Below are 21,089 nucleotides of genomic sequence, written 5' to 3'. Positions count from 1 at the left end.
TGCCTATTCCGCATCTGGGGTCGTGCCGGCCAGATCGGCACGGGCCCGGATGTTCCTTTTTATTTCTCGTACTCCCGTACTCCATTTCCATGCTGAATATCGTCATTCTCGCTGCCGGTCTGGGCAAGCGTATGCAGTCGAATCTTCCCAAGGTGCTTCATACCCTGGCTGGCAAGCCCATGCTGGAACATGTGCTGCAAAGCGCGTCGGCGCTGTCGCCGGATCGCGTCGTGGTGGTGGTCGGCCATGGGGCGGATCAGGTCAAGGCTGCCTTTGAGCAGCATCCGGATCTGCGTTTTGCCCTGCAGCAACCGCAGCACGGGACTGGCCATGCGGTGCAGCAAGCGGTTCCCGAATTGCTGGATGGTGCGGCGGATGACACGACCTTGGTGTTGTATGGCGATGTGCCGCTGGTGCAGCCTGAAACGCTGCAACGCTTGTTGCAGGCGCGTGGTACCGGGGTGGCGGTGCTGACGGAATTCCTGGAGGATCCCACGGGTTATGGACGCATCGTGCGCGATGCGGATGGCAAGGTGCAACGCATTGTCGAACACAAGGATGCGTCCGAGGCAGAGCGCGCCATCCGTGAAGTGAACACCGGCATTCTGGCGGCACCGACGGCGCAGCTCAAGGATTGGCTGGGCCGCTTGCGCAACGATAATGCCCAGGGCGAATTCTATCTGACCGATATCATCGGTTTTGCCGTGGCTGATGGCGTGCCGGTGAATGCTGCCCATCCGGCAGCAGGCTGGGAAACGCTGGGCGTGAACAGCCGTGTGCAGCAGGCGCAGCTGGAGCGTGTGTGGCAGGGCGAGCAGGCTCGTCGCCTGCTGGAAGCTGGCGTGACGCTGGCGGATCCTGCCCGGCTGGATGTGCGGGGCAGCCTGGTCTGCGGCCGTGACGTGTTCATTGATGTCGGTTGCGTCTTCGAAGGCGAAGTCGTGCTGGCCGATGGTGTGCGCGTCGGCCCGCATTGCGTGCTGCGCAATGTGTCCGTTGGTGCGGGTGCGCATGTGGATGCCTATACCTATATCGAAGGCGCTCAGGTTGGCGCGAATGCCCTGGTCGGCCCGTATGCACGCCTGCGTCCCGGTACGCAGCTGGCAGAGGGCAGCAAGGTTGGCAATTTCGTCGAGATCAAGAAGAGCGTCGTGGGTCCGCGCAGCAAGGTCAATCACCTTTCCTATATCGGTGATGCGGAGATCGGGGCGGGCGTTAACGTGGGTGCCGGCACCATTACCTGCAACTACGATGGCGTGAACAAGTACAAGACCATCATTGAAGATGGTGCATTCATCGGTTCCGATACGCAGTTGGTGGCGCCTGTGCGGGTGGGGCGTGGTGCGATGATCGGTGCAGGCACGACCCTGACGCGCGATGCCGAACCGGATAGCCTGACTTTGTCGCGTACGCCGCAGAAAACGGTGTCGGGCTGGCAGCGACCGACGAAGAAAAATACATAAAGTGTGCGCCGGCTGACAGGCTGTCAGCCGATAAGCGAGGGTAGTAGAGTGAGTTTTTCCCCAGCAGTTCCCGTCCTGATGTACCACCACGTTTCACCGGTGGCCGAGGGGTTATCGACAAGTCCTCGCTTGTTTGCCAGCCAGATGCATTGGTTGCATAAGCATGGCTGGCAAACGCTGACGGCAGAACAATTGCGCGCCTTCCTGGTGGAAGGCCGTCCGGTGCCCAGGCGGTCTGTGGTGCTCACCTTCGATGATGGGTATCTCGACAATTGGCAGTATGCCCATCCTGTGCTGCAAGCCTATGGTTTCACGGCCATCATGTTTGTCGTGACTGACTGGATCGGCACCGGTGCCATTCGTCCGTGTGCAGATATCGAAGCAATTCGCCGGGACCGTCTGGCGGATTTCGAATGCTGGTCGCATGCGGAGTGCAAGCGTCTGATTGCGGCGGGTGAGACGGATCGCGTCATTGTGCGGCAGAGTGAAGTGGATGCCATGCGCAGCGCCGGTACTTTCGAATTCCATGCACACACGCATACCCATACCCGCTGGGACAAGGTTGCTGCCAGTGCAGCAGAAAAGCGCGACGGGCTGGCACAGGATCTGCGGGCGCAGCGGGCTTATTTCGAGACGCACATGGGGGGCGCGACCGAGCATTTATGCTGGCCGCAGGGCTACTTTGACGAGGATTACCTCGAGGTGGCGCGCGAGGCTGGGTTTTCGGTGTTCTATACCACCAAGAGCCATGGCTACAACACCTTGGGCAGCGGAACGGATTCGATCTGGCGTGTCTCGGTGCGCAACCGGGGTGGACGTTTGTTCGGCCTGAGGCTGCGGCTGGCCATGCCAGATCTGCTGGGGCGGCTGTACAACCGCTGGAAGGGGTGATGCCGGGCGGCGCAGTGCTTGGGCAGCCCGGACGCCTGGAGTGATGGCGGCTGCCGGTACTGCCGTGGGCAATGGCTGGCGTCAGCATTGACGCAGGGCCGGGCAGTAGGCCGGCGGCTACCCCTGCCGTGAGGCGGGGTCTGCTGCCGCCTGTTGCAGCATCAGCAGCTTGGAATAGCGGAAGAAGCTGCCGGTGCCGCCGGCGACGGCAATGATCAAGCCCGCCCGGCCATCCAGGAAACCGCGCCGGATGATGTACGAACGAATGAAGGTCCAGATGCCGTGTCCCAGCGCACCCAGGGTTGTCGTGCGCTTGCCACGCGCATACATCATGGCGGCGGCATCGCTGGAATAACGGTTCACCTTGTTGAGCAGGGCTTCCAGGCTGTCATAGGGGTAGTGGATGAGATGGTGGCGCAGCACGCCGCTTGCGCTGGTATTGCATACCAGCTTTTCATGCACCTTGGCGTCCGTGAAGCGTGCGCTGCCCCGCCGGAACAGGCGCAGCACATGGTCGGGCCACCAGCCGCTGTGCCGGATTGCCTGGCCGCAGAAATAGGACAGGCGGGCGACCCGATAAGCGTCCTGCGCCGGCTGGGAGTGGATCAATGCCTGGATTTCCTGCGCCGTCTCGGGGGTAACGCGTTCGTCTGCGTCGATGGAAAAGACCCAGTCGCCGGTGGCGAGGTCCAGCGCGCGGTTTTTCTGCGGGCCGAAACCGGGCCAATCGCGGGTTTCATGCACTTGTGCGCCGTGGCGGGCCGCGATTTCCCGGGTGTCGTCCGTACTGCCTGAATCGACCACGATGATTTCATCGGCAAAGCTGACGGACTCCAGGCAGGCACCGATATGCTTGCTTTCGTTCTTGGTGATCAGAATGACAGAAAGCCGGACACGGGGGGCGGAAGCGGAAGTGGGCATCATGAGCGGCGACGATCCAGAAGGGACTGATAGAGATCCAGGTAGTTTTGCGCCATCGTCGCCACGCTGTGTTCAGTCGTGACGTAGTCATAGGCGCGCCGGCACATTTCGGTTCGCTCGGCGGGATGATCCAGGACGAAGTCCATGGCATCGGCCAGCGCCTGCGCGTCACCTGCCGGGCAGAGCATGCCCCGGCCATCGGCCAGCCCTTCCGCCTGCCCGCCGGCATCGGTGGAGACGACCGGGACATGGCGCAGGAAGGCATCCAGCACGGCAGTGCTCAGGCCTTCCTGTACCGAGGTCAGAATAAAGAGATCCAGTGCCGGATAGATGTCTTCTACATTTTTCAGAAAGCCGATATGGCGGTAGTGCTCGCCCAGGCCCAGGGTTTCGACCAACTGTTGCACGGCTGCCTGCAGCGGGCCACCGGTGCCCATGTGCAGGAACAGGAAATCCTGGCGCTTGGCCTTGAGTGCTGCCAGGGCGCGGATCAGGGTTTCCGGGTCTTTTTCCCAGGTGAGCGAGGCGGCCGTACCAATCAGGTGCCTGCCGGGGGCGGCATACTCTTCCTGGAAACCGGCCAGGCGGGCGGCAATGGCGGGGTCATCGGCAGGCGGAGGCACGACGGCGCTGTGGATGACGACGGGGTGCGCGCCCAGACGCTGTGGCTCCAGCGCCGCACTGGCGCTGACGGTCGCGATGGCGTCGGCATGCAGCCATTTGAAACGTGTCATGGTCTCGCGCCGCTCGACCGGCATGGTCGTCCTGCGGGAAAAGACCAGCGGACGCCGGTAGATCCATTTTGTCAGGACGGCCCAGGTCAAGGAGCCTGCCGTCTGGCAATGAATGATGTCGTAGCGTTTGCCGCATCGGGCCAGGAACGGGCCGATGGCACTGCTGCGGTGTACGCCATGGCAGGTGAAGCCCGCATTGCTGGCTTGCTGGAACAGCGGCGAACCGGCGCGGGCCAGCAGTTCCGCCTCATGGCCTGCGGCCCGGAATGCCTGCATGCTCAGCAGCGTCTGGCGTTCGCCGCCGCGCCAGCTTTTCTCGGTGTTGATCTGCAGAATGCGCATGTCGTTGAGGACGCGGATGTAAACCGCTGATTATATTGATTCAGGCTGCCGATGCCTGGCTTAGGAACCGGCATGAGGTGTTGCGCAAACCCTGCTTAAGAAAGTTCTTTTGTTTTTAGTCATCGTATCCGTAGGCTCGGGATATGATAACGCCCGCCGGCAGTGGGGACGGAAATAACATCGGGCCGTCCGCGGGCAACTTGGCGCAGATGTCAGGGCCCGGCCACTTGCCGCTTGAAAACAATGACCCGAGCCAGCGGATGGACTGGCTTCTGATGCTGCGTGTGCAGTCACCAAGTAGGGCCGTGAAAAAATACCGAATTCTTCATACTGATTCTGCCCGGCATATGGGCGGACAGGAAATCTATACGTACCGCCATATGTTGGCGATGCGCGAGCGTGGGCATGAGATGTCCCTGCTTTGCCAGTCGGGCACGCCTCTGGAACAACGTGTGAGGGCGGCGGGCTTTACCGTGCATACGCTGAAAATGGGTGGCATGGCGCGCTGGGTGCGCGGGGTGTTTGCCGTGAATCGGCTGGTGCGCGCCGAACGCTACGATATCGTGCATACGACCAGCCGCCGTGATACCTTGATTGCGGCGGCTGGCGCACGCCTGGCCGGCGTTCCGCTGGTGGTGAGGACGCGCCACCTGATGAATCCCATCAATTCCCTGTTGAGCTACACCTGGCTGCCGCACCGCCTGCTGACGGTCAGCGAGTTTGTGCGCGATTACATGGTGAGCCGGGGCATTCCCCGCCACCATATCGGTATCGCCTCGCCGACCGTCACTTTTCCGGAGGAGCGCTGGGGCAGCGGGGAAGATGTGGCAGTCCATCGTGAACGGACACGCCGCAGCGCACGCCTGGCGCTGGGTATGACGGAAGCCGATATCGTGGTGGGCTGTGTGGCGATTCTGCGGCCAGCCAAAGGGCATCGAGATCTGCTGGCGGCCATGGGGCCGCTGTTCAGGCGCCATGCCGGCCTGAAGCTCGTGATTGCGGGCGACGGCGAAGTGGTGGAGCGGGCGTTGCGGGCACAGGCGGCGGAGATGGGAGTGGCCGACCGTGTGATGTTTCTCGGTTATCGTGCCGATGTGGCCGATCTGATGTTCGGCTTCGATATCTTTGCCTTGGCGACACATATGGAAGCCAGCGGCACGGCTGTGCTGGAGGCGGCTGCCGCCGGATTGCCCATCGTGGCTACGGACGTCGGCGGCGTTCCGGAAATGGCGGTGCGCGATGGCAATGCGTTGCTGTGCCCCTTGGGCGATACCGCGGCATTGACGGCGGCGCTGGAAGCACTGGTGGCGGATGGCGAGCGGCGCCGGGCCATGGGTCTTGCCGGTTGGGACTGGATACGCGGCGAAGCGCGCTTCACCTTGCCTGGGCAGGCGGAATTGATAGAACGGTATTACGCGAAATGGTTGAGCGAGCGGGGATATGACATCTGCTAAGTTTGTGCCGGTGCTGATGCACCATCATGTATCGCCGTCGCCCGGCATGATTACTGTCGCGCCGGACATATTCGAGGATCAGCTGGCCTGGCTGGCGCGTGACGGCTGGACGTCGTTGAGCGCGGCGCAGTTCAGTGGTTTTCTGGCGGGGCAGGCGGTGCCGGAAAAGTCGGTGTTGATTACCTTTGATGACGGCTACCTGGATAACTGGGTGTATGCGCATCCTTTACTGCAGCGCTACGGGATGCGGGCCGTGCTGTTTCAGGTGACAGGCTGGACGCATGACGGGCCGGTGCGTCCTTGCCTGGGCAGCGGGGGCAGCTTGCCTGAGACGCCGGAACACCGGGCCTGCGAAGCCATGATCGAAGCCGGGCAGAGTGATGCAGTCATTGCGCGCTGGAGTGAACTGCAGGCCATGGTGGCAGCCGGAACCTTTGAAATCCACAGCCATACGCATACCCATACCCGCTGGGACAAGCGGGGGTTGGCACCTGATGAACGGCGTGCGCGTTTGCGCGAGGATTTGCTGCTGTCGCGTGCCGATATGGACCGCCATCTCGGGGGGGCGACCTCCCATCTGTGCTGGCCACAAGGGTATTTCGACCCGGACTATGTTGAAGTGGCGCGCGAATGCGGCTTTGATCATCTTTACACCACGCATGCCTTTGGCCGTAATCTGCCGCATGGTGACCCGCTGCATATCTATCGCTTCGCCATCAGCAACCGGCCTGCGAACTGGCTGCGCCAGCGCTTCCGCTATCATAGCCATCCGCTGATTTCTCCACTGTTCAACCGTTTCAAGGCCTGGAAAAAAGGCTTGCCGCCAGGCGCGTGATGGCGGAGCATATTGGTTTGTGAGCAGCGATCTCGTCCTCAAAGGTCTGTTTGATTATGCCTAACCGGGCTTCTTTCGCTTTTCTGTTTTCCTCCATCGTGGTGTTCCTGACCGGAGCCATTGCTCTGGTGGTGCCGTCGGGTTATTCCGTTGCGCTGTTCTTGAGTCTGGCCGGCCTGGTGGCATTGTTTGTGCCAGGATTCATGCCCAAACTGGAGCGGCGTGACGTCTGGCTGATTGCCGTATTCCTGTTTTATTTCGCGGTATGGGCGCTGGAAATATGGCGTGACGGCCAGCCAGGCTCCAGCCTGGATAAGCCCTTGCGTATCTTGCTGGCGATTCCTGCCTTGCTGTGGTTGCTGCGCTATCCGCCCAATGGCAAGGCGCTCTGGGCTGGCGTGGCGATCGGGGCGATTGTCGTGGGGCTCTGGGCAGGGTGGCAGAAACTGGTTCTGGGCCTGGAACGGGCCGAAGGTTTTACCAGCACGATCCAATTCGGCAATATTTCGATGCTGCTGGGCATGCTGTCCCTGACAGGCCTGGCGGGGTGGAGCCAATTGCAGCAGCGGCGCTGGCGTTGGGGGATATTGCTGGCGCTGGGCATGCTGGGCGGGTTTATGGGGTCCATCTTTTCCGGTTCGCGCGGCGGCTGGATAGGCGTGCCTTTCATCTTCCTGGTGTTGGTGCGCGCCTATGGCAAGGGTCTGCGGCCCAGTCAGCTGTGGGGCTTGCTGGGCGGCCTGGTGGTGCTGGGTGCCTGCCTGTATGCCGTGCCTGCCACGGGCGTCAAGGAACGGGTCGATTCGGCCTTCTCGGATCTGGAACTCTATTTCCAGGAAGATAATCCCGCGTCGTCGCTGGGCGGGCGCTTCGAGATGTGGAAAGCGGGCAGCTATGCCATACAGGAACAACCGTTGCTGGGCATGGGAAGCAAAGGCTATATCGCGTACCGCGATCAGCTGATCGCAGAAGGCAAGGTAGATCCTGTCATTGGCGAATTCACCCATTTGCACAACGAATACATAGATGTTTCCGTCAAGCGTGGCGTGCTGGGCTTGCTGTCGCTGCTGTTGCTGTACCTGGTGCCCTTGCGCATGTTCATGCGCATGCTGGGCGAAGGTCAGATCAGGCGACAGCCTTATGCGGCGGCAGGCGCCGTGCTGTGCGTGTCATATATGGATTTCGGCCTGTCGCAGGCGTTCCTCAGCCACAACAGCGGTGTCATGGTGCTGTTCTTCATGATGGTCATCATCTGGTCGCTGATCCGCGCGGCGGAAAGGGAGCCGGCCCTTACAGTGTGAGGCCAGGCTCGAATTTCGTGCGGTGCGTGCAGAAGAAGGTCCGGACATTGCGGATATTCTGCTGTTGTGAAAACAACCGGTGCGCCAGCGCATGATAGGCAGGCATATCGCTGAGCAGCAGTTGCAGAATGAAGTCCGGCCCTGGTGCGACTCGGTAACATTGTTGTACAGCAGGCTCGTGCAGAACCAGCGCTTCGAAGTCGGCCATGGCTTCGCTGGTCTGAATATCCAGTGAGATTTCCACGATGGCGATCAGGTTGCGGCCCAGTCTGGCGGGGTCCAGCAGCGCGACCTGGCGTACGATGATTCCTTCGTCCTGAAGCCGGCGTACCCGGCGCAGGCAGGTCGCTGGCGAGGCATGGACACGGGCGGCCAGTTCCTGGTTGGTCTGGCTGCTGTCCTGCTGCAAGGCGTTGAGGATACGGTAATCCAGTTCATCCAGGCGATTTGCGCTGCTTTCGTCCACGGTGTTTTCCATAAATTTCCTTTTCCATCATTTTATGATGAAAAATTTCACACCCTATGGTGTGAGAAATTTTCTTTCAAAATTAACGGAAATTAGGGATCAAATTTCTTCTGGTTTGACGCAGAATGCTGATAGCAAAGATTGGGCAGAGCAGCACGTCATGGTGACGCAGCGCAAACTGCTCAGCGGAGGAAGTTTCCTATGTGCGGTATTGTTGGCGCCGTTGCGCAACGTGACATCACCCCTGTGTTGATCGAAGGTCTGCGACGGCTGGAATATCGTGGTTATGATTCTTGCGGCATTGCCGTGCACCTGGATGGCCGCCTGCAGCGTTCGCGCACGACCAAGCGCGTATCGGAGCTGGCTGATCAGGTGCGCCAGGATCACCTGCATGGCTTCACCGGTATTGCGCACACGCGCTGGGCCACCCATGGCGCCCCGCTGACGCAGAACGCTCACCCCCATTTTTCCGCCAAGGGTCAGGAAGAGCCGCGTATTGCCTTGGTGCATAACGGCATCATCGAAAACCATGATCAGCTGCGCGCAGAACTGAGCGCAGTGGGTTATGTATTTGAAAGCCAGACGGATACGGAAGTGATTGCCCATCTGGTCAATCATCTGTACCAGGGCGACCTGTTCGAAGCCGTGCAGCAGGCGGTGCGCCGCCTGGAAGGCGCCTATGCCATCGCCGTCTTTTCCCGTGACGAGCCGCATCGCGTCGTCGGCGCCCGCCAGGGTTCGCCGCTGGTCGTCGGGCTGGGCGATGGCGAGAACTTCCTGGCATCGGACGCCTTGGCGCTGGCCGGCACGACCAATCGCATCATCTATCTGGAAGATGGCGATGTGGTTGACCTGCAACTGCAAGGCGTGTGGATTGTTGATGCCGCCGGCAAGCGTGTCGATCGTGAGGCGCAGATTGTCCATGTGCATACCGGCGAGGCCGAACTGGGCCCGTATCGCCATTTCATGCAGAAGGAAATCTTCGAACAGTCGCGTGCCGTCAGCGATACCCTGCAGGATATCGAGAGCATCACGCCGGAACAGTTCGGTGATGGCGCCTACCAGATTTTCAAGGAAATCGACTCAGTCCTGATTCTGGCCTGCGGCACCAGTTCCTATGCCGGCCTGACGGCCAAGTACTGGATCGAAGCCATGGCGGGTATTCCCGTCAGTGTCGAGATCGCCAGCGAGTACCGTTACCGCGAAAGCGTGCCCAACCCGCGTACCCTGGTGGTGACGGTGTCGCAATCCGGCGAAACGGCCGATACGCTGGCTGCGCTCAAGCATGCCCGTTCGCTGGGCATGAAGCACACGCTGACGATCTGCAACGTGTCCACCAGTGCCATGGTGCGCGAGTGCGCGCTGTCGTTCATTACGCGTGCCGGCGTGGAAATCGGCGTGGCTTCCACCAAGGCCTTCACGACCCAGCTGACGGCGCTCTTCCTGCTGACCCTGGCGCTGGCACAGGTGCGTGGCCGCCTGTCTGCAGAGCAGGAAGCCGACTATATCCGCCAGTTGCGCCACCTGCCTGCCGCCATTGGCGCCGTGCTGGCGTTGGAGCCGCAGATCATTGCCTGGTCGGAGCAATTCGCCAGCAAGGAAAATGCCCTGTTCCTGGGCCGGGGTTCGCACTACCCGATCGCGCTGGAAGGCGCGCTGAAGCTCAAGGAAATCAGCTATATCCATGCGGAAGCCTACCCCGCGGGCGAGCTCAAGCACGGCCCGCTGGCGCTGGTGACGGATGCCATGCCGGTGGTGGTGGTGGCGCCCAACGATGAGCTGCTGGAAAAGCTGAAGTCCAACATGCAGGAAGTGCGTGCACGCGGCGGTGAGCTGTATGTGTTTGCCGATGCCGATACCAACATCAGCAGCACCGAAGGTGTGCACGTGATCCGCATGCCGGAGCACTATGGCCGCCTGTCGCCCATCCTCCACACCATCCCCTTGCAGTTGCTGGCCTACCATGTCGCGTGCTCGCGTGGCACGGACGTGGACAAGCCGCGCAACCTGGCCAAGAGCGTGACGGTGGAATAAGACCGCACTGCTTGTGCTGCCGGTGTCCATGGACACCGGCAATGACGCCGTTCCTGTGATCAGGAACGGCGTTTTTTATGGCTGTCCGGAACGCTGCGGATCGCCATGACGCTAGGGATTTTCTCTGGCCGGATGGCTGGAATTTCTAGTTCGATATCAATTCAATTGATATTAGATGTCCTTTTAAAGCAATTGATGAATATCTTGGCGGAAGACACCATGTCAACACCATTCATCATAAAAAGGATATGTCATGACAAGTTCCACGGTTGCTGCGCTGCAAATAGGATCGCATCCGGATGGAAAGGCAAAAACTCTGGCTCGGATTCTGGCCTACGAGCATGAAATCAAGCAGGCGGGTGCCGATCTGGTGGTGATGCCGGAAGCCTTGCTGGGCGGCTATCCCAAAGGCGAAACCTTCAGCACCTATGTCGGCTACCGGCTTCCGGAAGGCCGTGCCGCTTTCGAGCGCTATGCCGCAAATGCCATTGATGTGCCGGGGCCGGAAACTGCGGAACTGGAAGGGCTGGCCGCCCGCACCGGGGCGTATCTGGTGGTGGGCGTGATTGAGCGCGACGGTAGCACGTTGCATTGTTCCGCCTTGTTCATTTCACCTGAGACCGGCTTGTGCGCCAAGCATCGCAAGTTGATGCCGACTGGCAGCGAACGCTTGATCTGGGGCCAGGGCGACGGTTCTACCTTGCCGGTGGTGGAGACGCCCGCAGGGAAGATCGGTGCGGCGATCTGCTGGGAAAACCATATGCCGTTGCTGCGCACGGCCATGTATGCCAAGGGGGTTGATGTCTGGTGCGCTCCGACGGTGGATGAACGCGATAACTGGCTGATTTCCATGCGCCACATCGCCCATGAGGGCCGTTGTTTCCTGGTGAGCGCCTGCCAGTACCAGCCGTCGCCGCGCGAAGCGGGTACCAGCGTGCCGCATTGGGATGAAGACCGGCCGCTGATGCAGGGTGGCAGCGTGATTCTCAGTCCCATGGGCGAAGTGATCGTCGGCCCCCTGAAAAACCAGGAAGGCCTGCTGGTGGCACAGATCGACTCGGCAGACCTGATCAAGGCCCGTTATGACTTTGATGTGGTTGGCCACTACTCCCGCCCCGACGTGTTCACCCTGATGGTGGACGAGCGGCCCAAGGCGTCGGTGGTCTTCAAAAAATAAAAACTATCTTCCCAGGAGACAAGCATGCAAGAAAACAATAATGGGGTGTATCGGAAGATTGCCTGGAAGGTACTGCCGCTGCTGTTCATCAGCTATATCGTGGCGTATCTGGATCGGGTCAACATTGGTTTTGCCGCCTTGCGGATGCAGCAGGATCTGAATTTCAGTGATGCGGTATATGGCTTGGGAGCCGGTGTCTTCTTCATCGGCTATGTGCTGTTCGAAGTGCCGAGCAATATGTTCCTGACGAAGATCGGGGCGCGCAAAACCATCATGCGCATCATGATCGCCTGGGGGATTGTGTCTTCCTGCATGATGTTCGTGCAGACCCCCTTGCAGTTCTATGTCGTGCGTTTCTTGCTCGGGGCATTCGAGGCAGGTTTCTTCCCCGGCATTATTTTGTACCTGACGTATTGGTTCCCGGTGCGCTTGCGTGGCGGCATCATTGCCGTATTCATGTCAGCGATTGCCATTGCCGGCATTATCGGCGGCCCGGTCTCCGGCTGGTTGATCAAGTACATGGATGGGGTGCATGGCCTGCATGGCTGGCAGTGGATGTTTTTGCTGGAAGGCGCGCCTGCGGTGGTGCTGGGCGTGATTGCCGCTTTTGTTTTGACGGATAGGCCTCAAGAAGCGAAATGGCTGACGCAACAGGAACGCGAGCAGATCGAGCGGGAGGTGGGCACGCCGATGCCGGATGGCAAGCATCACCTGGGGCAGGTGGCACGTGACCCCAGGGTCTATGCCTTGGCCTTTGTGTACTTCTCGGTCATGAGCGGTCTCTATATCCTCGGTTTCTGGCTGCCCGGCATGATCAAAGGATACGGAGTGAATGATCCGTTCCAGATCGGCATGCTGACCTCATTGCCTTTCATCGCCAGTGCGCTGGGCATGATCATGATTGGCCGGCGTTCCGATGTGACGGGGGAGCGCCGCTGGTATCTCTTCTCGTGCCTCTGCGCGGCGGCACTGGGGCTGGTGGCTTGCACGCTGGTGCAGGGCAATCTGATCCTAGGCCTGCTTTGCCTGAGTGTGGTTGCGGTGGGCCTGTATGCCGCCATGCCCTTGTTCTGGACGATTCCGACGCGCTATCTGTCCGGCAATGCAGCCGCTGGCGGTATTGCGCTGATCAACTCGCTGGCCCTGTTCGGCGGATTTGTCAGCCCGACTGTCCTGGGCATGATCAAGAACAGTACCGGTAGCATCAATGCCGGACTCTATCTGTTCGCTGGCGTGTTGGTTCTGGGAGCCTGCGTCCTGATCCTGGCAATGCCGCAGCGCCTACTCTCTGACAGTGTCGTACGTGATGCAAGCGCCGGGACGGCCGTCTGATCCTTTTCTTCGCCTGAGGGCAGAGGCGCGCCGCCATGGTGCGCCTCACCACGATGGCCATGTTTTGCGCCGAGCGCGGCGCATCAAATTTCGAGGGTAGCAATCATGCAAATCCAGTCATGGATAGGAAGCAAGGGGAGAACACCGCGATGAGCACTCCCGGCTTGTTGGGCGTTCTGGGCGGCATGGGGCCGCTGGCGACGATAGACTTTATGCACAAGGTGCTGGATGCCACCGAGGCACAGCGGGATCAGGATCATATTCCCGTAGTGACGGCCTGCATCCCGCAGATTCCGGATCGTACGGCGGCATTCCGCGGCGAGGGCGATTCCCCGCTGGCTGCCATGATAGAAAGCGGCAGGCGCCTGGTGGAGGCGGGCGCCTGCCTGATCGTGGTGCCTTGCAATACGGCCCATCTGTGGTTCGAACCCTTGCAGGCAGCGTTGGGGGTTCCCATGCTGCATCTTGTGGATGCTGCCCTGGATGATGCCGCCGCACTGGCGGGCAACGATGGGCGGATCGGCTTGCTTGCGACGGATGGCACGATCGCGTCCGGTCTTTATGTGAACCGGCGGCCGGCCAGCGGCCAGCCGATGCAATGGCTGTTGCCGACTGCGCGAGAAATGGTGGAGTGGGTCATGCCGGGGATTGCGGCCGTCAAGGCCGGGGAGATCGCGCAAGGGGCGGAGTTCTTGAGCCAGGCGGCGGCTGCGCTGGGCAAGCGCGGCGCACAGGCTGTCATTCTGGGTTGTACCGAGATCCCCGTGGTACTGAACGGCAGCAATGCGCCTTTGCCTGTGGTGGATGCCAGCGCTGCCTTGGCGCGCCGCTGCGTGGCCTGGTCGCAGGCGGAACGAGCCAGCGCCACTCATGCCTAGCCCTGGCCGCCATGGCTGCACAGCGACAGGCCAGGGCGGCCAGAACACCATTTTTTTCAGGAACAATGCATGACAACTCATCCTATGCGTACCGAAGCGGATTTTCTGGGCAGCAAACCATTGCCGCGTGAGGCATATTGGGGAGTGCATACGGCCCGGGCTGTGGAAAATTTCCCCATTACCGGCCAGTCTCTGGCGCAGATGCCGGCTCTGGTCAGGGCGTTGGCTGCCGTCAAGAAGGCCGCGGCGCTGGCCAACGAAAACCTGGGGGTGCTGGCGCCTTCCGTCGCAGGCGCCATTGCCGCAGCCTGCGATGAACTGCTGGCAGGCCAATGGCATGACCAGTTCGTTGTCGATGTGATCCAGGGGGGTGCCGGAACCTCGACGAACATGAATGCCAATGAGGTCATTGCCAATCGCGCGATCGTGCACTTGGGGGGCGAGCCGGGGGATTACCATCTGGTGCATCCCAACGACCATGTCAATGCTTCGCAAAGTACCAACGATGTGTATCCGACGGCGCTCAGGCTGGCGGCACATGCGGATCTTGATACCCTGCTGCTGGCATTGTCAGGGTTGCGCCAGGCTTTTGAGCGCAAGGCGAGCGAGTTCCGGGAGGTGTTGAAGATCGGCAGGACGCAATTGCAGGATGCGGTGCCGATGACGCTGGGCCAGGAGTTCGGCGCGTTCGCCGCCATGCTGGGCGAAGACGAAAAACGTCTTCGCGAGGCGCAGCAAGGGCTGTTGGAGGTCAACTTGGGGGCGACTGCCATCGGTACCGGCATCAATACGCCTGCAGGCTATGGGACGTTGGTGATCGGCTATCTGGCGCGCTGCAGCGGCCTGCCGGTGGTGGCTGCCCAGGATCTGGTTGCCGCGACGCAGGATACCGGCGCTTTCGTGCAGCTATCGGGAGCGTTGAAGCGCGTGGCTATTCGCCTGTCAAAAATCGCCAGCGATTTGCGTCTGTTGTCGTCCGGGCCGCAGGCCGGGTTGGGCGATATTCTCCTGCCCGCCAGGCAGGCTGGCTCTTCCATCATGCCCGGGAAGGTCAATCCCGTGATTCCGGAGGCCATGAACCAGGTTGCGTTCGAAGTGATCGGTCATGATCTGATGGTGACCATGGCGGCCGAGTCCGGCCAGTTGCAGCTCAATGCGTTCGAGCCGTTGATGGCCTGGGCCTTGCATCAGAGCATGACGCATCTTGCCAGGTCTTGCCAGACGCTGCAGCATCACTGTGTCGAAGGCATACAGGCCAATCATGCCGTGCTGGAGCGGCGTGTGGCGGAATCCGTCACTTTGGTGACTGCGCTGAATCCGGTCATTGGTTATGCGAACGCTGCCAGGATCGTCAAGCAGGCGCTGGCCAGCGGCGGGGACATCGGTGCGGTTGCCGAAGCGCTGGGTATTTTGCAGGCTGACGAGCTGGCGCGTTTATTGGTAGCGGAACGCCTGACCCAGCCCGCAGGGAGTCACGACAATACGTAATGGGTGTGGATGGCTTCCAGCAGCAGGTTTTTGACGGTTTGCAGGACTTCGTCATGCTTGCTGCCGATGCGCACGCCCAGTTCCAGTTCATAGGAAGGTAACGGGACTGGGCACTCAAAATGCTTGAGCGGCGCCATGCGGACAATTGCATGGGCGGCGTGCGTAGGGACGGTCGTGATCAGATCGGAATCCGCCAGCAGGAAAGGCACGGCGGCAAAATGCGATGTAGATGCACGGACCTTGCGCCGGTAGCCGGCTGCGCGCAATCCTTCATCCACGATGCCGACAAACCCGCCGGATGAAACCAGCAGGTGTGGGCGCTGCGCATAGTCTTCGGCACTGACTGGAATGGGTGTCTGCAACCCGGCCAGGCACAGGTAATTGCCGCGTCCCAGCCGATGACGTGCGATCAGGGGGGAGGATAGGCCGCCAGCCGCAATGGCCAGGTCGATTTGGTGGCGCATGAGCATATCCTGCACCACGCCCCTGTGGGTCTGCCGGAAAATGATGCGCAGGCCTGGCAGATGGCGTTTGACCAGTGATAGCAAGGTATGGCCGAGAGCCATTTCCCCGTCATCTGAAAGCCCGAGCGTGATGCTGCGGCCGTCGCTGCCTTTGCCGGGCATGGCAGGCGCCAATGCCTGCCGGCAATGGTTCAGCGCTTCTTCTATCAGCGGTGCGAGTTCATTGGCGCGCGTGGTGGGACGCAGGCCACGGCCCGTACGTTCGAACAAAGGATCGGAATAGAGGTGCCGCAGGCGGCTGAGAGCCGCGCTGACGGCAGGTTGCGTGACGCCGAGGCGGATAGCGGCCCGGCTGGCCGCTCCTTCTTCCATCAAGGCTTCGAACACTCGCAACAGGTTCAGATCAACGGTGTCGATACCGGCGTGGTTCATGTGATGGTTCTGGGTGACGAGTCAAAAGGAAGCAGGGGGTGGGAGGTTTTCGGCTCGTGTCAGGGCACGTGCGGGGCATCCCTGGCAGGCGCGGCGGGTTCGTGTGTCGTTTGTACGCGTTCAAGGAACTCGGTGCGCAGGCGGTTGACGGCTTCCAGCGAGGTGGCGAACAGGTGTTGCGCACCGATTTTTTCCGCCAGGCCGCTGCGTTCCAGCAATTCCCGGAATTGTCCGTGGGCGCCTGCAATGCAGAAAATGATGCCTTCGCTGGCCAGCTCGGCCTGGACTTCTTCCAGCATCAGGGCACCTGTGATATCCAGCGTGGGAATCGGTTGGGCATCCAGCACCACGGCGCTGACCGGCTGGGCGCTGTGACTGAGCAGCACGCGCAGGCGTTCGCGGAAGTAATCGCTGTTGAAGAACAGCAGCGGGGCGTCGAAACGGTACACCAACACGCCCATGGGGCTGCTGGCGGCCGGATAGTGCGCGACGTTGAACAGGCGGCTGCCGTTGGGAACTTCCCCCAGCACGGCATCGCGGGGCCGTGCGACCAGGCGCAGTTGTTTGACCAGTGACAGCAGCACGGCCAGGATGATGCCGGGCAGGACGCCGAGAGTCAGGACGCCCAGGGTGGCGAGCAATGACACGCGCAGTTCGAAAGGGCTGATGCGTGCCAGGTCGCGCACGGCGGAGATATCTATCATCTTCAGGGCGGCGATGATCAGTACTGCGCCGAGGGCGGCGGTAGGAATCCAGGCCAGGCCGCCGTCGAGCAGCAGGACAGCCAGCGCCGTGAAAATGGCCGTGGCCAGGTTCACCATGGATGTCTTGCCTCCCACCATATCATTGATGGCAGTGCGCGAGTCTGCGCCGCTGATGGCAAAGCCGCCGCTCAGGCCGGACGCGACATTGGCTGTACCCAGCGCAATCAGATCCTGGTTGGGATAGACGCGATAGCGATTCTTGGCGGCGAAGCTGCGGGCGGGCAGCATGGCCGAGCAGAAGCTCACCAGGGCGATGGCTACCGCTTCGCCGAACATGGCCTGGGCATCACGCAGGCCGACTTGCGGCAAAGAGAGAGTCGGCAGGCCGCCGGAAACGGCCCCGACGACCTGAATGCCAAGGCGATCCAGGCCGAATAGCCAGGTGGATAGGCTCAGTAGAACGATGATCAGCAACGGGCCGGGCAGGCGTGGCAGCCGCCAGGAAAAGGCAGCCAGCAGGCCGAGCGCCAGCGCGCCCAGCGTCAGGGTGGGCCAGTGTGTTTCGGCCAGGCGGCTGCTAAGTTCAAGGATGATCAGAAATGGATCGCGGGCATCCAGCGGGATGCCACTGAGTTTGCCCAGCTGGCCGACGATGATGGAAAGCGCCACGCCATTCATGAAACCCAGCAGAATGGGCCGCGAGAGAAAGTCGGCGATGAATCCCAGCCGCATGATGCCGCCCAGGATCGAAAGCAGCCCGACCATGATGGCCAGCAACATGGACATTTCGGTGTAGTGCTGGGTGCCGGCCACCGCCAGGGGGGCCAGCGCGGCGGCGATCATGGCGCAGGTGGCGGAATCAGGGCCGACGATCAATTGGCGCGAAGAGCCCAGCAAGGCATAGGCCACCAGCGGCAGAATGGCGGCATACAGCCCTGCCATGGGTGGCAGGCCGGCCAGGCTGGCGTAGGCGATGGCGGTGGGAATCTGGATGGCGGCAACGGAAAGGCCGGCCATGGTGTCGGCCTTCAGCCATTCACGCCGGTAGATGCGCAGCGTCGAAAACAGCGGCACGCTGGCCAGGCGTTGTTCCGTGAGCAGCGGCGCAGCGTTTTCCGAAGTGGGATGTGTCATGGGCGGATTCCTGGGGGCTGCCGGAACAGGGGCGCGCGGCAAGCGGTGATTATCGGCGGAATCCGCGGCGAAGAGTATCCCTCACGGGGCTGCCGGGATTGCCGCAGCAGCCCCGGCAGCAGGCAGGCGGCTTACTTCAATTGGATGCGCGCCAGGCCTTCGGATGAGCCCTTGGGTGCGTCCTGGCCGTTTTTGATCGTGACGAACAGGCGTTGGCCGGCGTTGTCGAGGGCAATGCTGTTCGGGTGCGTGGGCAGGGCATAGCTGCTCACGATGGCGTTGTCGGCACGGCGGACGACAGTGACGGTGCCGGCAATGCGGTTGGCGCTATAGACGTTCTGGTCATCCAGCGCGATGCCCAGTGCGCCTTTACCGACCGCCGCGTCCCCGATGACTTCGGCGGTGTCGGGGTTTAGCACGGCAACGCGTCCGCCAGGATGGCGCGACTCGAAACCGGGTGCATATTTCTTCTGCATCTCGGTAATGCGTTCCTGTCCTTGATCGGTGACGTACAGGCGGCGTGCGGCCGGGTCATAGGCCAGATTGGTCGGTTGTTCGACCTCAGTTTGCTGGATGTTGGCGATTTCCAGCGCGTTGGTGTCGATGGTGACGAGCTTGCCTTCGAAGTTGACCACATAGAGGCGTTCGCGGCCGCTGTCGAGCGCAATGCCGGTGGATACGCGGCCCAGGCCAGGAATGGCCTTGAGCAGTTTGAAGTCGCGGGTATCGACAACAAACAGGGTGCTGTCGTCGGTGCCCAGGGCAGGCAGGTACAGGCGGTGCTGGTCGGCATCAACCAGCAGTTCGCGCAGGTGGAGCGGTGCGCGTTCGCCCTTGGGAGCACGTTCGATCAGTTGCAAGGTACCGCGCAGCGTGTTGTTGCGAGTGTCTATCGCGTTGATCGAGCCATCCAGCGTGTTGCCGGTGTAAAGCGTGTCGTTGGCGTCGTCCAGCGCCAGGCCGAAGGCGCGATCCTTGACCGGGATTTCGGCAACGATGGCCAGGCTGTCAGGATCCAGGCGCAGGATCCGGCTGGCGGGGGCATCCGGGCCGAAGCCGCCGGCGGAGGCAACGAAGACCGCATTCTGGCGCGGGCTGTAAACCACTTCATACAGTGCGGGGGCGAGAGCCTTGCGCACGACCTGCTTGGCCGCAGCGGGGCTGGCCGTAGCGCTCACCGGTGTGTCTGCCGTGGCAAGCGCCGGGGCGAGGGCGCCCAGGGCCAGGCTGGCGGCTGCCAGCAGGCTGGCGGCGCGCGGGGTAAGGGCGGAGGCGAACGGCTTGATGGAATGGAACGTCATAGGTATTCCCAGGGTTGAAGAGTGGGCCGGCCAGCGGCGGGCTCGCGAGCGAAGACGCCAGGGTGGCGCGCCTGCGGCGGTGGTGGGCCCGGAGAAAAAGCTTTGCCGTGCAAGCATACCCTTTTTAGTAATGGGAATCAGATGGCTTTGTTTTTTTGGATTTCAGGTGTTTGCATGGTCAGTCATAAAATCAGAAAACTGACGGACAACAGGCAGACAACGGCCGGACCGATGGCAGGCATGCATGCCCGGTTCAGCTCAGCGCAGCACGCCAGGCTTGCAGTTTGGCGTCCCGGCTCATGCCGGCATGGGCCGGGCTGGTTGATGGCAAGCGCAGGACGTCCAGCGGGCGCAGCGCCTGCAGCGCCGGCAGGGCATGGCGGCAGAACAGGTCGTGGGCAGCCGCGCCATTGCAGCAGATGCGCGTGATGTCCGGGTAGGCCGCCAGGAAGGCGGCGAAGTCGTTGCAGGTCAGTTGCTGGCGGTCGATATTGGCGTCCAGGCTGCCGGGACGAACACAGCTTTGCAGGACATCCCAAAGCGCGATGCCATGCTGTTGCAGCATGGCGGTGCGGTGTGCGTAGCTGTCTTCCGGTACAAAGCCGAGCAGGCTGGCCATAATGGGCCAGAAGGCATTGCGAGGATGTGCGTAGTAAGCCTGGGCGCGTAGTGATTGCTGGCCGGGCATGGAGCCCAGGATCAGTATGCGTGCGCCGGGCGCGGCAATCGGCGGGAAGCCGACGGCGTGGGCGGAAGGGTCAGAGCTGCTGGAAGCCTTCATAGCGTTTATCGCTGGCGAGGGTTTCATGCTGGACATCGGCGACCATGGCCGCAGGCGGGCCGCGCCGCATCCAGGCCAGCATGCGGTCGATCTGGTCAGGTTCGCCTTGCAGCAAGGCCTGGACGCTGCCGTCCGCCATGTTCTGCACCCAGCCGCGCAGTTTCAAATGATGGGCTTCGCGTACGGTGGCATGGCGGTACGAGACCCCCTGGACTTTGCCGGTGATGGTGACGAGGACGGTTTCCATGGCGCGTGACGAGGTAGCAGGATCAAAGAGAGCAAGCGGCATTGTAGTGGCAGCGGGCCGGCGCGTTGTGAGTCAGGTGGGCGAGCGGCGGACGGGGGCTGGCGTTGCGGCTGGGGTGCGGTTAAGGTGTGCTGCGCAGCACACCTTGAGCGCTTGAGGCCGCAGCGCCAGGCAACAGGGCGGCTTGGTTTTCCATCCACTCCGGCACGCCGTGCCGGTCATGAAGGTTGTTTCCGATGAAAGGCTTTTCACGTGATGTCCTGAGGCCTGGGGTACGCCGGCGCGAAGTCCTGGGCTGGGCGCTCTATGACTTTGCCAATTCCGGCTACACGACGGTAGTGCTGACTGCCGTGTACGCCGCCTATTTCGTCAGCGGTATCGCAAACAGTGCAGCGTGGGCGACGTTGGCCTGGACGTCGGCGCTCAGTGTGTCGGCCTTCCTGGTGATGATGACTGCGCCGCGCCTGGGCGCGCTGGCCGACCGCCATGGCGCCAAGAAGCGCTTGCTGGCGGTGAGTACCGTGGCATGCGTCGTATTCACGGCGGCCCTGGCCTGGACGCCCGGCGTGGGCGGCGTGGCGGGGGTGGTGCTGGCCATGCTGCTGGTGGCGGGCTCGAACATGGCGTATTGCTATGGCGAGTCTCTGGTGGCGGCATTTCTGCCGGAACTGGCCCGGCCCGAGGCCATGGGGCGGGTCAGCGGCTGGGGG

General features: G+C 61.7%; 19 protein-coding genes. 11 read left to right on the top strand and 8 right to left on the bottom strand.

The genetic code is table 11. The annotated features are described in order from the left end of the window. Window positions 1-89 precede the first annotated feature (89 nt). Both glmU and ACNA1V_RS05490 read left to right on the top strand, forming a co-directional pair. Window positions 90-1,463: a bifunctional UDP-N-acetylglucosamine diphosphorylase/glucosamine-1-phosphate N-acetyltransferase GlmU gene (glmU, locus tag ACNA1V_RS05495; RefSeq protein WP_415832577.1), complete on the top strand. Its 1,374-nt coding sequence runs from the start codon at window positions 90-92 to the stop codon at window positions 1,461-1,463. A gap of 48 nt (window positions 1,464-1,511) precedes the next feature. Continuing rightward, window positions 1,512-2,354: a polysaccharide deacetylase family protein gene (locus ACNA1V_RS05490; protein WP_415832576.1), complete on the top strand. Its 843-nt coding sequence runs from the start codon at window positions 1,512-1,514 to the stop codon at window positions 2,352-2,354. 117 nt (window positions 2,355-2,471) lie between these two features. On the opposite strand, the gene ACNA1V_RS05485 is transcribed toward ACNA1V_RS05490, so the two are convergent. Both ACNA1V_RS05485 and ACNA1V_RS05480 read right to left on the bottom strand, forming a co-directional pair. Then, window positions 2,472-3,278 (bottom strand): glycosyltransferase family 2 protein, encoded by an 807-nt coding sequence (locus ACNA1V_RS05485; protein WP_415832575.1) that lies wholly within the window; start codon window positions 3,276-3,278, stop codon window positions 2,472-2,474. Continuing rightward, a complete protein-coding gene (locus tag ACNA1V_RS05480; protein WP_415832574.1) occupies window positions 3,275-4,351 on the bottom strand; it encodes a glycosyltransferase family 4 protein in 1,077 nt (358 codons plus the stop codon). Before ACNA1V_RS05480 ends, ACNA1V_RS05485 begins: the two co-directional genes overlap by 4 nt. A gap of 260 nt (window positions 4,352-4,611) precedes the next feature. Here ACNA1V_RS05480 and ACNA1V_RS05475 point away from each other — a divergent pair, with 260 nt between their 5' ends. The 3 genes from ACNA1V_RS05475 to ACNA1V_RS05465 are packed head-to-tail and all read left to right on the top strand — an operon-like array spanning window position 4,612 to window position 7,941. After that, complete coding sequence (locus ACNA1V_RS05475; RefSeq protein ID WP_415832573.1) at window positions 4,612-5,805, top strand: glycosyltransferase family 4 protein; 1,194 nt, start codon at window positions 4,612-4,614, stop codon at window positions 5,803-5,805. After that, entirely contained in the window at window positions 5,792-6,640 is an 849-nt protein-coding gene (locus ACNA1V_RS05470) for a polysaccharide deacetylase family protein (protein WP_415832572.1), read from the top strand. Before ACNA1V_RS05475 ends, ACNA1V_RS05470 begins: the two co-directional genes overlap by 14 nt. 56 nt (window positions 6,641-6,696) lie before the next feature. Then, window positions 6,697-7,941 carry an O-antigen ligase family protein gene (locus ACNA1V_RS05465; RefSeq protein ID WP_415832571.1) on the top strand — a complete coding sequence of 415 codons (1,245 nt, stop codon included), beginning with the start codon at window positions 6,697-6,699 and terminating at the stop codon, window positions 7,939-7,941. On the opposite strand, the gene ACNA1V_RS05460 is transcribed toward ACNA1V_RS05465, so the two are convergent. Further along, window positions 7,931-8,419 carry an Lrp/AsnC family transcriptional regulator gene (locus ACNA1V_RS05460; protein ID WP_415832570.1) on the bottom strand — a complete coding sequence of 163 codons (489 nt, stop codon included), beginning with the start codon at window positions 8,417-8,419 and terminating at the stop codon, window positions 7,931-7,933. The two genes, ACNA1V_RS05465 and ACNA1V_RS05460, sit on opposite strands and share 11 nt — an antisense overlap. A gap of 189 nt (window positions 8,420-8,608) precedes the next feature. On the opposite strand from ACNA1V_RS05460, the gene glmS reads away from it, so the two are divergent. The 5 genes from glmS to ACNA1V_RS05435 all read left to right on the top strand — a co-directional run bounded on the left by glmS (window position 8,609) and on the right by ACNA1V_RS05435 (window position 15,316). After that, window positions 8,609-10,441, top strand: a complete 1,833-nt coding sequence (gene glmS / locus ACNA1V_RS05455; RefSeq protein WP_415832569.1) for a glutamine--fructose-6-phosphate transaminase (isomerizing) — start codon at window positions 8,609-8,611, stop codon at window positions 10,439-10,441. A 253-nt stretch (window positions 10,442-10,694) separates the two neighbouring features. After that, on the top strand, window positions 10,695-11,618 hold the full coding sequence (locus ACNA1V_RS05450) for a carbon-nitrogen hydrolase family protein (protein WP_415832568.1): 924 nt from the start codon (window positions 10,695-10,697) through the stop codon (window positions 11,616-11,618). A 24-nt stretch (window positions 11,619-11,642) separates the two neighbouring features. Then, on the top strand, window positions 11,643-12,950 hold the full coding sequence (locus ACNA1V_RS05445; RefSeq protein ID WP_415832567.1) for an MFS transporter: 1,308 nt from the start codon (window positions 11,643-11,645) through the stop codon (window positions 12,948-12,950). Window positions 12,951-13,099: 149 nt separating this feature from the next. Further along, complete coding sequence (gene cuyB / locus ACNA1V_RS05440; RefSeq protein WP_415832566.1) at window positions 13,100-13,828, top strand: cysteate racemase; 729 nt, start codon at window positions 13,100-13,102, stop codon at window positions 13,826-13,828. A gap of 84 nt (window positions 13,829-13,912) precedes the next feature. Continuing rightward, window positions 13,913-15,316: an aspartate ammonia-lyase gene (locus ACNA1V_RS05435; protein WP_415832708.1), complete on the top strand. Its 1,404-nt coding sequence runs from the start codon at window positions 13,913-13,915 to the stop codon at window positions 15,314-15,316. Here the strand turns inward: ACNA1V_RS05435 and ACNA1V_RS05430 are convergent. The 5 genes from ACNA1V_RS05430 to ACNA1V_RS05410 form a co-directional block, all read right to left on the bottom strand. Next, window positions 15,301-16,212, bottom strand: a complete 912-nt coding sequence (locus ACNA1V_RS05430) for a LysR family transcriptional regulator (RefSeq protein WP_415832565.1) — start codon at window positions 16,210-16,212, stop codon at window positions 15,301-15,303. The two genes, ACNA1V_RS05435 and ACNA1V_RS05430, sit on opposite strands and share 16 nt — an antisense overlap. A 59-nt stretch (window positions 16,213-16,271) precedes the next feature. Next, a complete protein-coding gene (locus ACNA1V_RS05425; protein ID WP_415832564.1) occupies window positions 16,272-18,050 on the bottom strand; it encodes a SulP family inorganic anion transporter in 1,779 nt (592 codons plus the stop codon). 131 nt (window positions 18,051-18,181) lie between these two features. Next, entirely contained in the window at window positions 18,182-19,351 is a 1,170-nt protein-coding gene (locus ACNA1V_RS05420; RefSeq protein WP_415832563.1) for a YncE family protein, read from the bottom strand. A gap of 253 nt (window positions 19,352-19,604) precedes the next feature. Beyond that, window positions 19,605-20,132 carry a DNA-deoxyinosine glycosylase gene (locus ACNA1V_RS05415; RefSeq protein ID WP_415832562.1) on the bottom strand — a complete coding sequence of 176 codons (528 nt, stop codon included), beginning with the start codon at window positions 20,130-20,132 and terminating at the stop codon, window positions 19,605-19,607. Continuing rightward, window positions 20,110-20,421 (bottom strand): acylphosphatase, encoded by a 312-nt coding sequence (locus ACNA1V_RS05410; protein ID WP_415832561.1) that lies wholly within the window; start codon window positions 20,419-20,421, stop codon window positions 20,110-20,112. Before ACNA1V_RS05410 ends, ACNA1V_RS05415 begins: the two co-directional genes overlap by 23 nt. 194 nt (window positions 20,422-20,615) lie before the next feature. Between ACNA1V_RS05410 and ACNA1V_RS05405 the strand changes: the two genes are divergently transcribed. Further along, the coding region (locus tag ACNA1V_RS05405) for an MFS transporter (protein WP_415832560.1) at window positions 20,616-21,089 on the top strand (474 nt) is incomplete at its 3' end.

The organism is Kerstersia similis (genome assembly GCF_965139615.1).
In the GTDB taxonomy this organism is placed as follows: domain Bacteria; phylum Pseudomonadota; class Gammaproteobacteria; order Burkholderiales; family Burkholderiaceae_B; genus Kerstersia; species Kerstersia similis.
The sequence above is the reverse complement of the archived record's forward strand: the minus strand, read 5'-3'. Positions and strand labels throughout refer to the sequence as shown.

What these genes read in the sequence shown, in the direction of transcription:
- glmU (WP_415832577.1), top strand. Translation starts at nt 90, where the DNA reads ATGCTGAATATCGTCATTCTCGCTGCCGGTCTGGGCAAGCGTATGCAG.
- ACNA1V_RS05485 (WP_415832575.1), bottom strand. Translation starts at nt 3,278, where the DNA reads ATGATGCCCACTTCCGCTTCCGCCCCCCGTGTCCGGCTTTCTGTCATT.
- ACNA1V_RS05480 (WP_415832574.1), bottom strand. Translation starts at nt 4,351, where the DNA reads ATGCGCATTCTGCAGATCAACACCGAGAAAAGCTGGCGCGGCGGCGAA.
- ACNA1V_RS05475 (WP_415832573.1), top strand. Translation starts at nt 4,612, where the DNA reads ATGGACTGGCTTCTGATGCTGCGTGTGCAGTCACCAAGTAGGGCCGTG.
- ACNA1V_RS05470 (WP_415832572.1), top strand. Translation starts at nt 5,792, where the DNA reads ATGACATCTGCTAAGTTTGTGCCGGTGCTGATGCACCATCATGTATCG.
- ACNA1V_RS05465 (WP_415832571.1), top strand. Translation starts at nt 6,697, where the DNA reads ATGCCTAACCGGGCTTCTTTCGCTTTTCTGTTTTCCTCCATCGTGGTG.
- ACNA1V_RS05460 (WP_415832570.1), bottom strand. Translation starts at nt 8,419, where the DNA reads ATGGAAAACACCGTGGACGAAAGCAGCGCAAATCGCCTGGATGAACTG.
- glmS (WP_415832569.1), top strand. Translation starts at nt 8,609, where the DNA reads ATGTGCGGTATTGTTGGCGCCGTTGCGCAACGTGACATCACCCCTGTG.
- ACNA1V_RS05450 (WP_415832568.1), top strand. Translation starts at nt 10,695, where the DNA reads ATGACAAGTTCCACGGTTGCTGCGCTGCAAATAGGATCGCATCCGGAT.
- ACNA1V_RS05445 (WP_415832567.1), top strand. Translation starts at nt 11,643, where the DNA reads ATGCAAGAAAACAATAATGGGGTGTATCGGAAGATTGCCTGGAAGGTA.
- cuyB (WP_415832566.1), top strand. Translation starts at nt 13,100, where the DNA reads ATGAGCACTCCCGGCTTGTTGGGCGTTCTGGGCGGCATGGGGCCGCTG.
- ACNA1V_RS05435 (WP_415832708.1), top strand. Translation starts at nt 13,913, where the DNA reads ATGCGTACCGAAGCGGATTTTCTGGGCAGCAAACCATTGCCGCGTGAG.
- ACNA1V_RS05430 (WP_415832565.1), bottom strand. Translation starts at nt 16,212, where the DNA reads ATGAACCACGCCGGTATCGACACCGTTGATCTGAACCTGTTGCGAGTG.
- ACNA1V_RS05425 (WP_415832564.1), bottom strand. Translation starts at nt 18,050, where the DNA reads ATGACACATCCCACTTCGGAAAACGCTGCGCCGCTGCTCACGGAACAA.
- ACNA1V_RS05420 (WP_415832563.1), bottom strand. Translation starts at nt 19,351, where the DNA reads ATGACGTTCCATTCCATCAAGCCGTTCGCCTCCGCCCTTACCCCGCGC.
- ACNA1V_RS05415 (WP_415832562.1), bottom strand. Translation starts at nt 20,132, where the DNA reads ATGAAGGCTTCCAGCAGCTCTGACCCTTCCGCCCACGCCGTCGGCTTC.
- ACNA1V_RS05410 (WP_415832561.1), bottom strand. Translation starts at nt 20,421, where the DNA reads ATGCCGCTTGCTCTCTTTGATCCTGCTACCTCGTCACGCGCCATGGAA.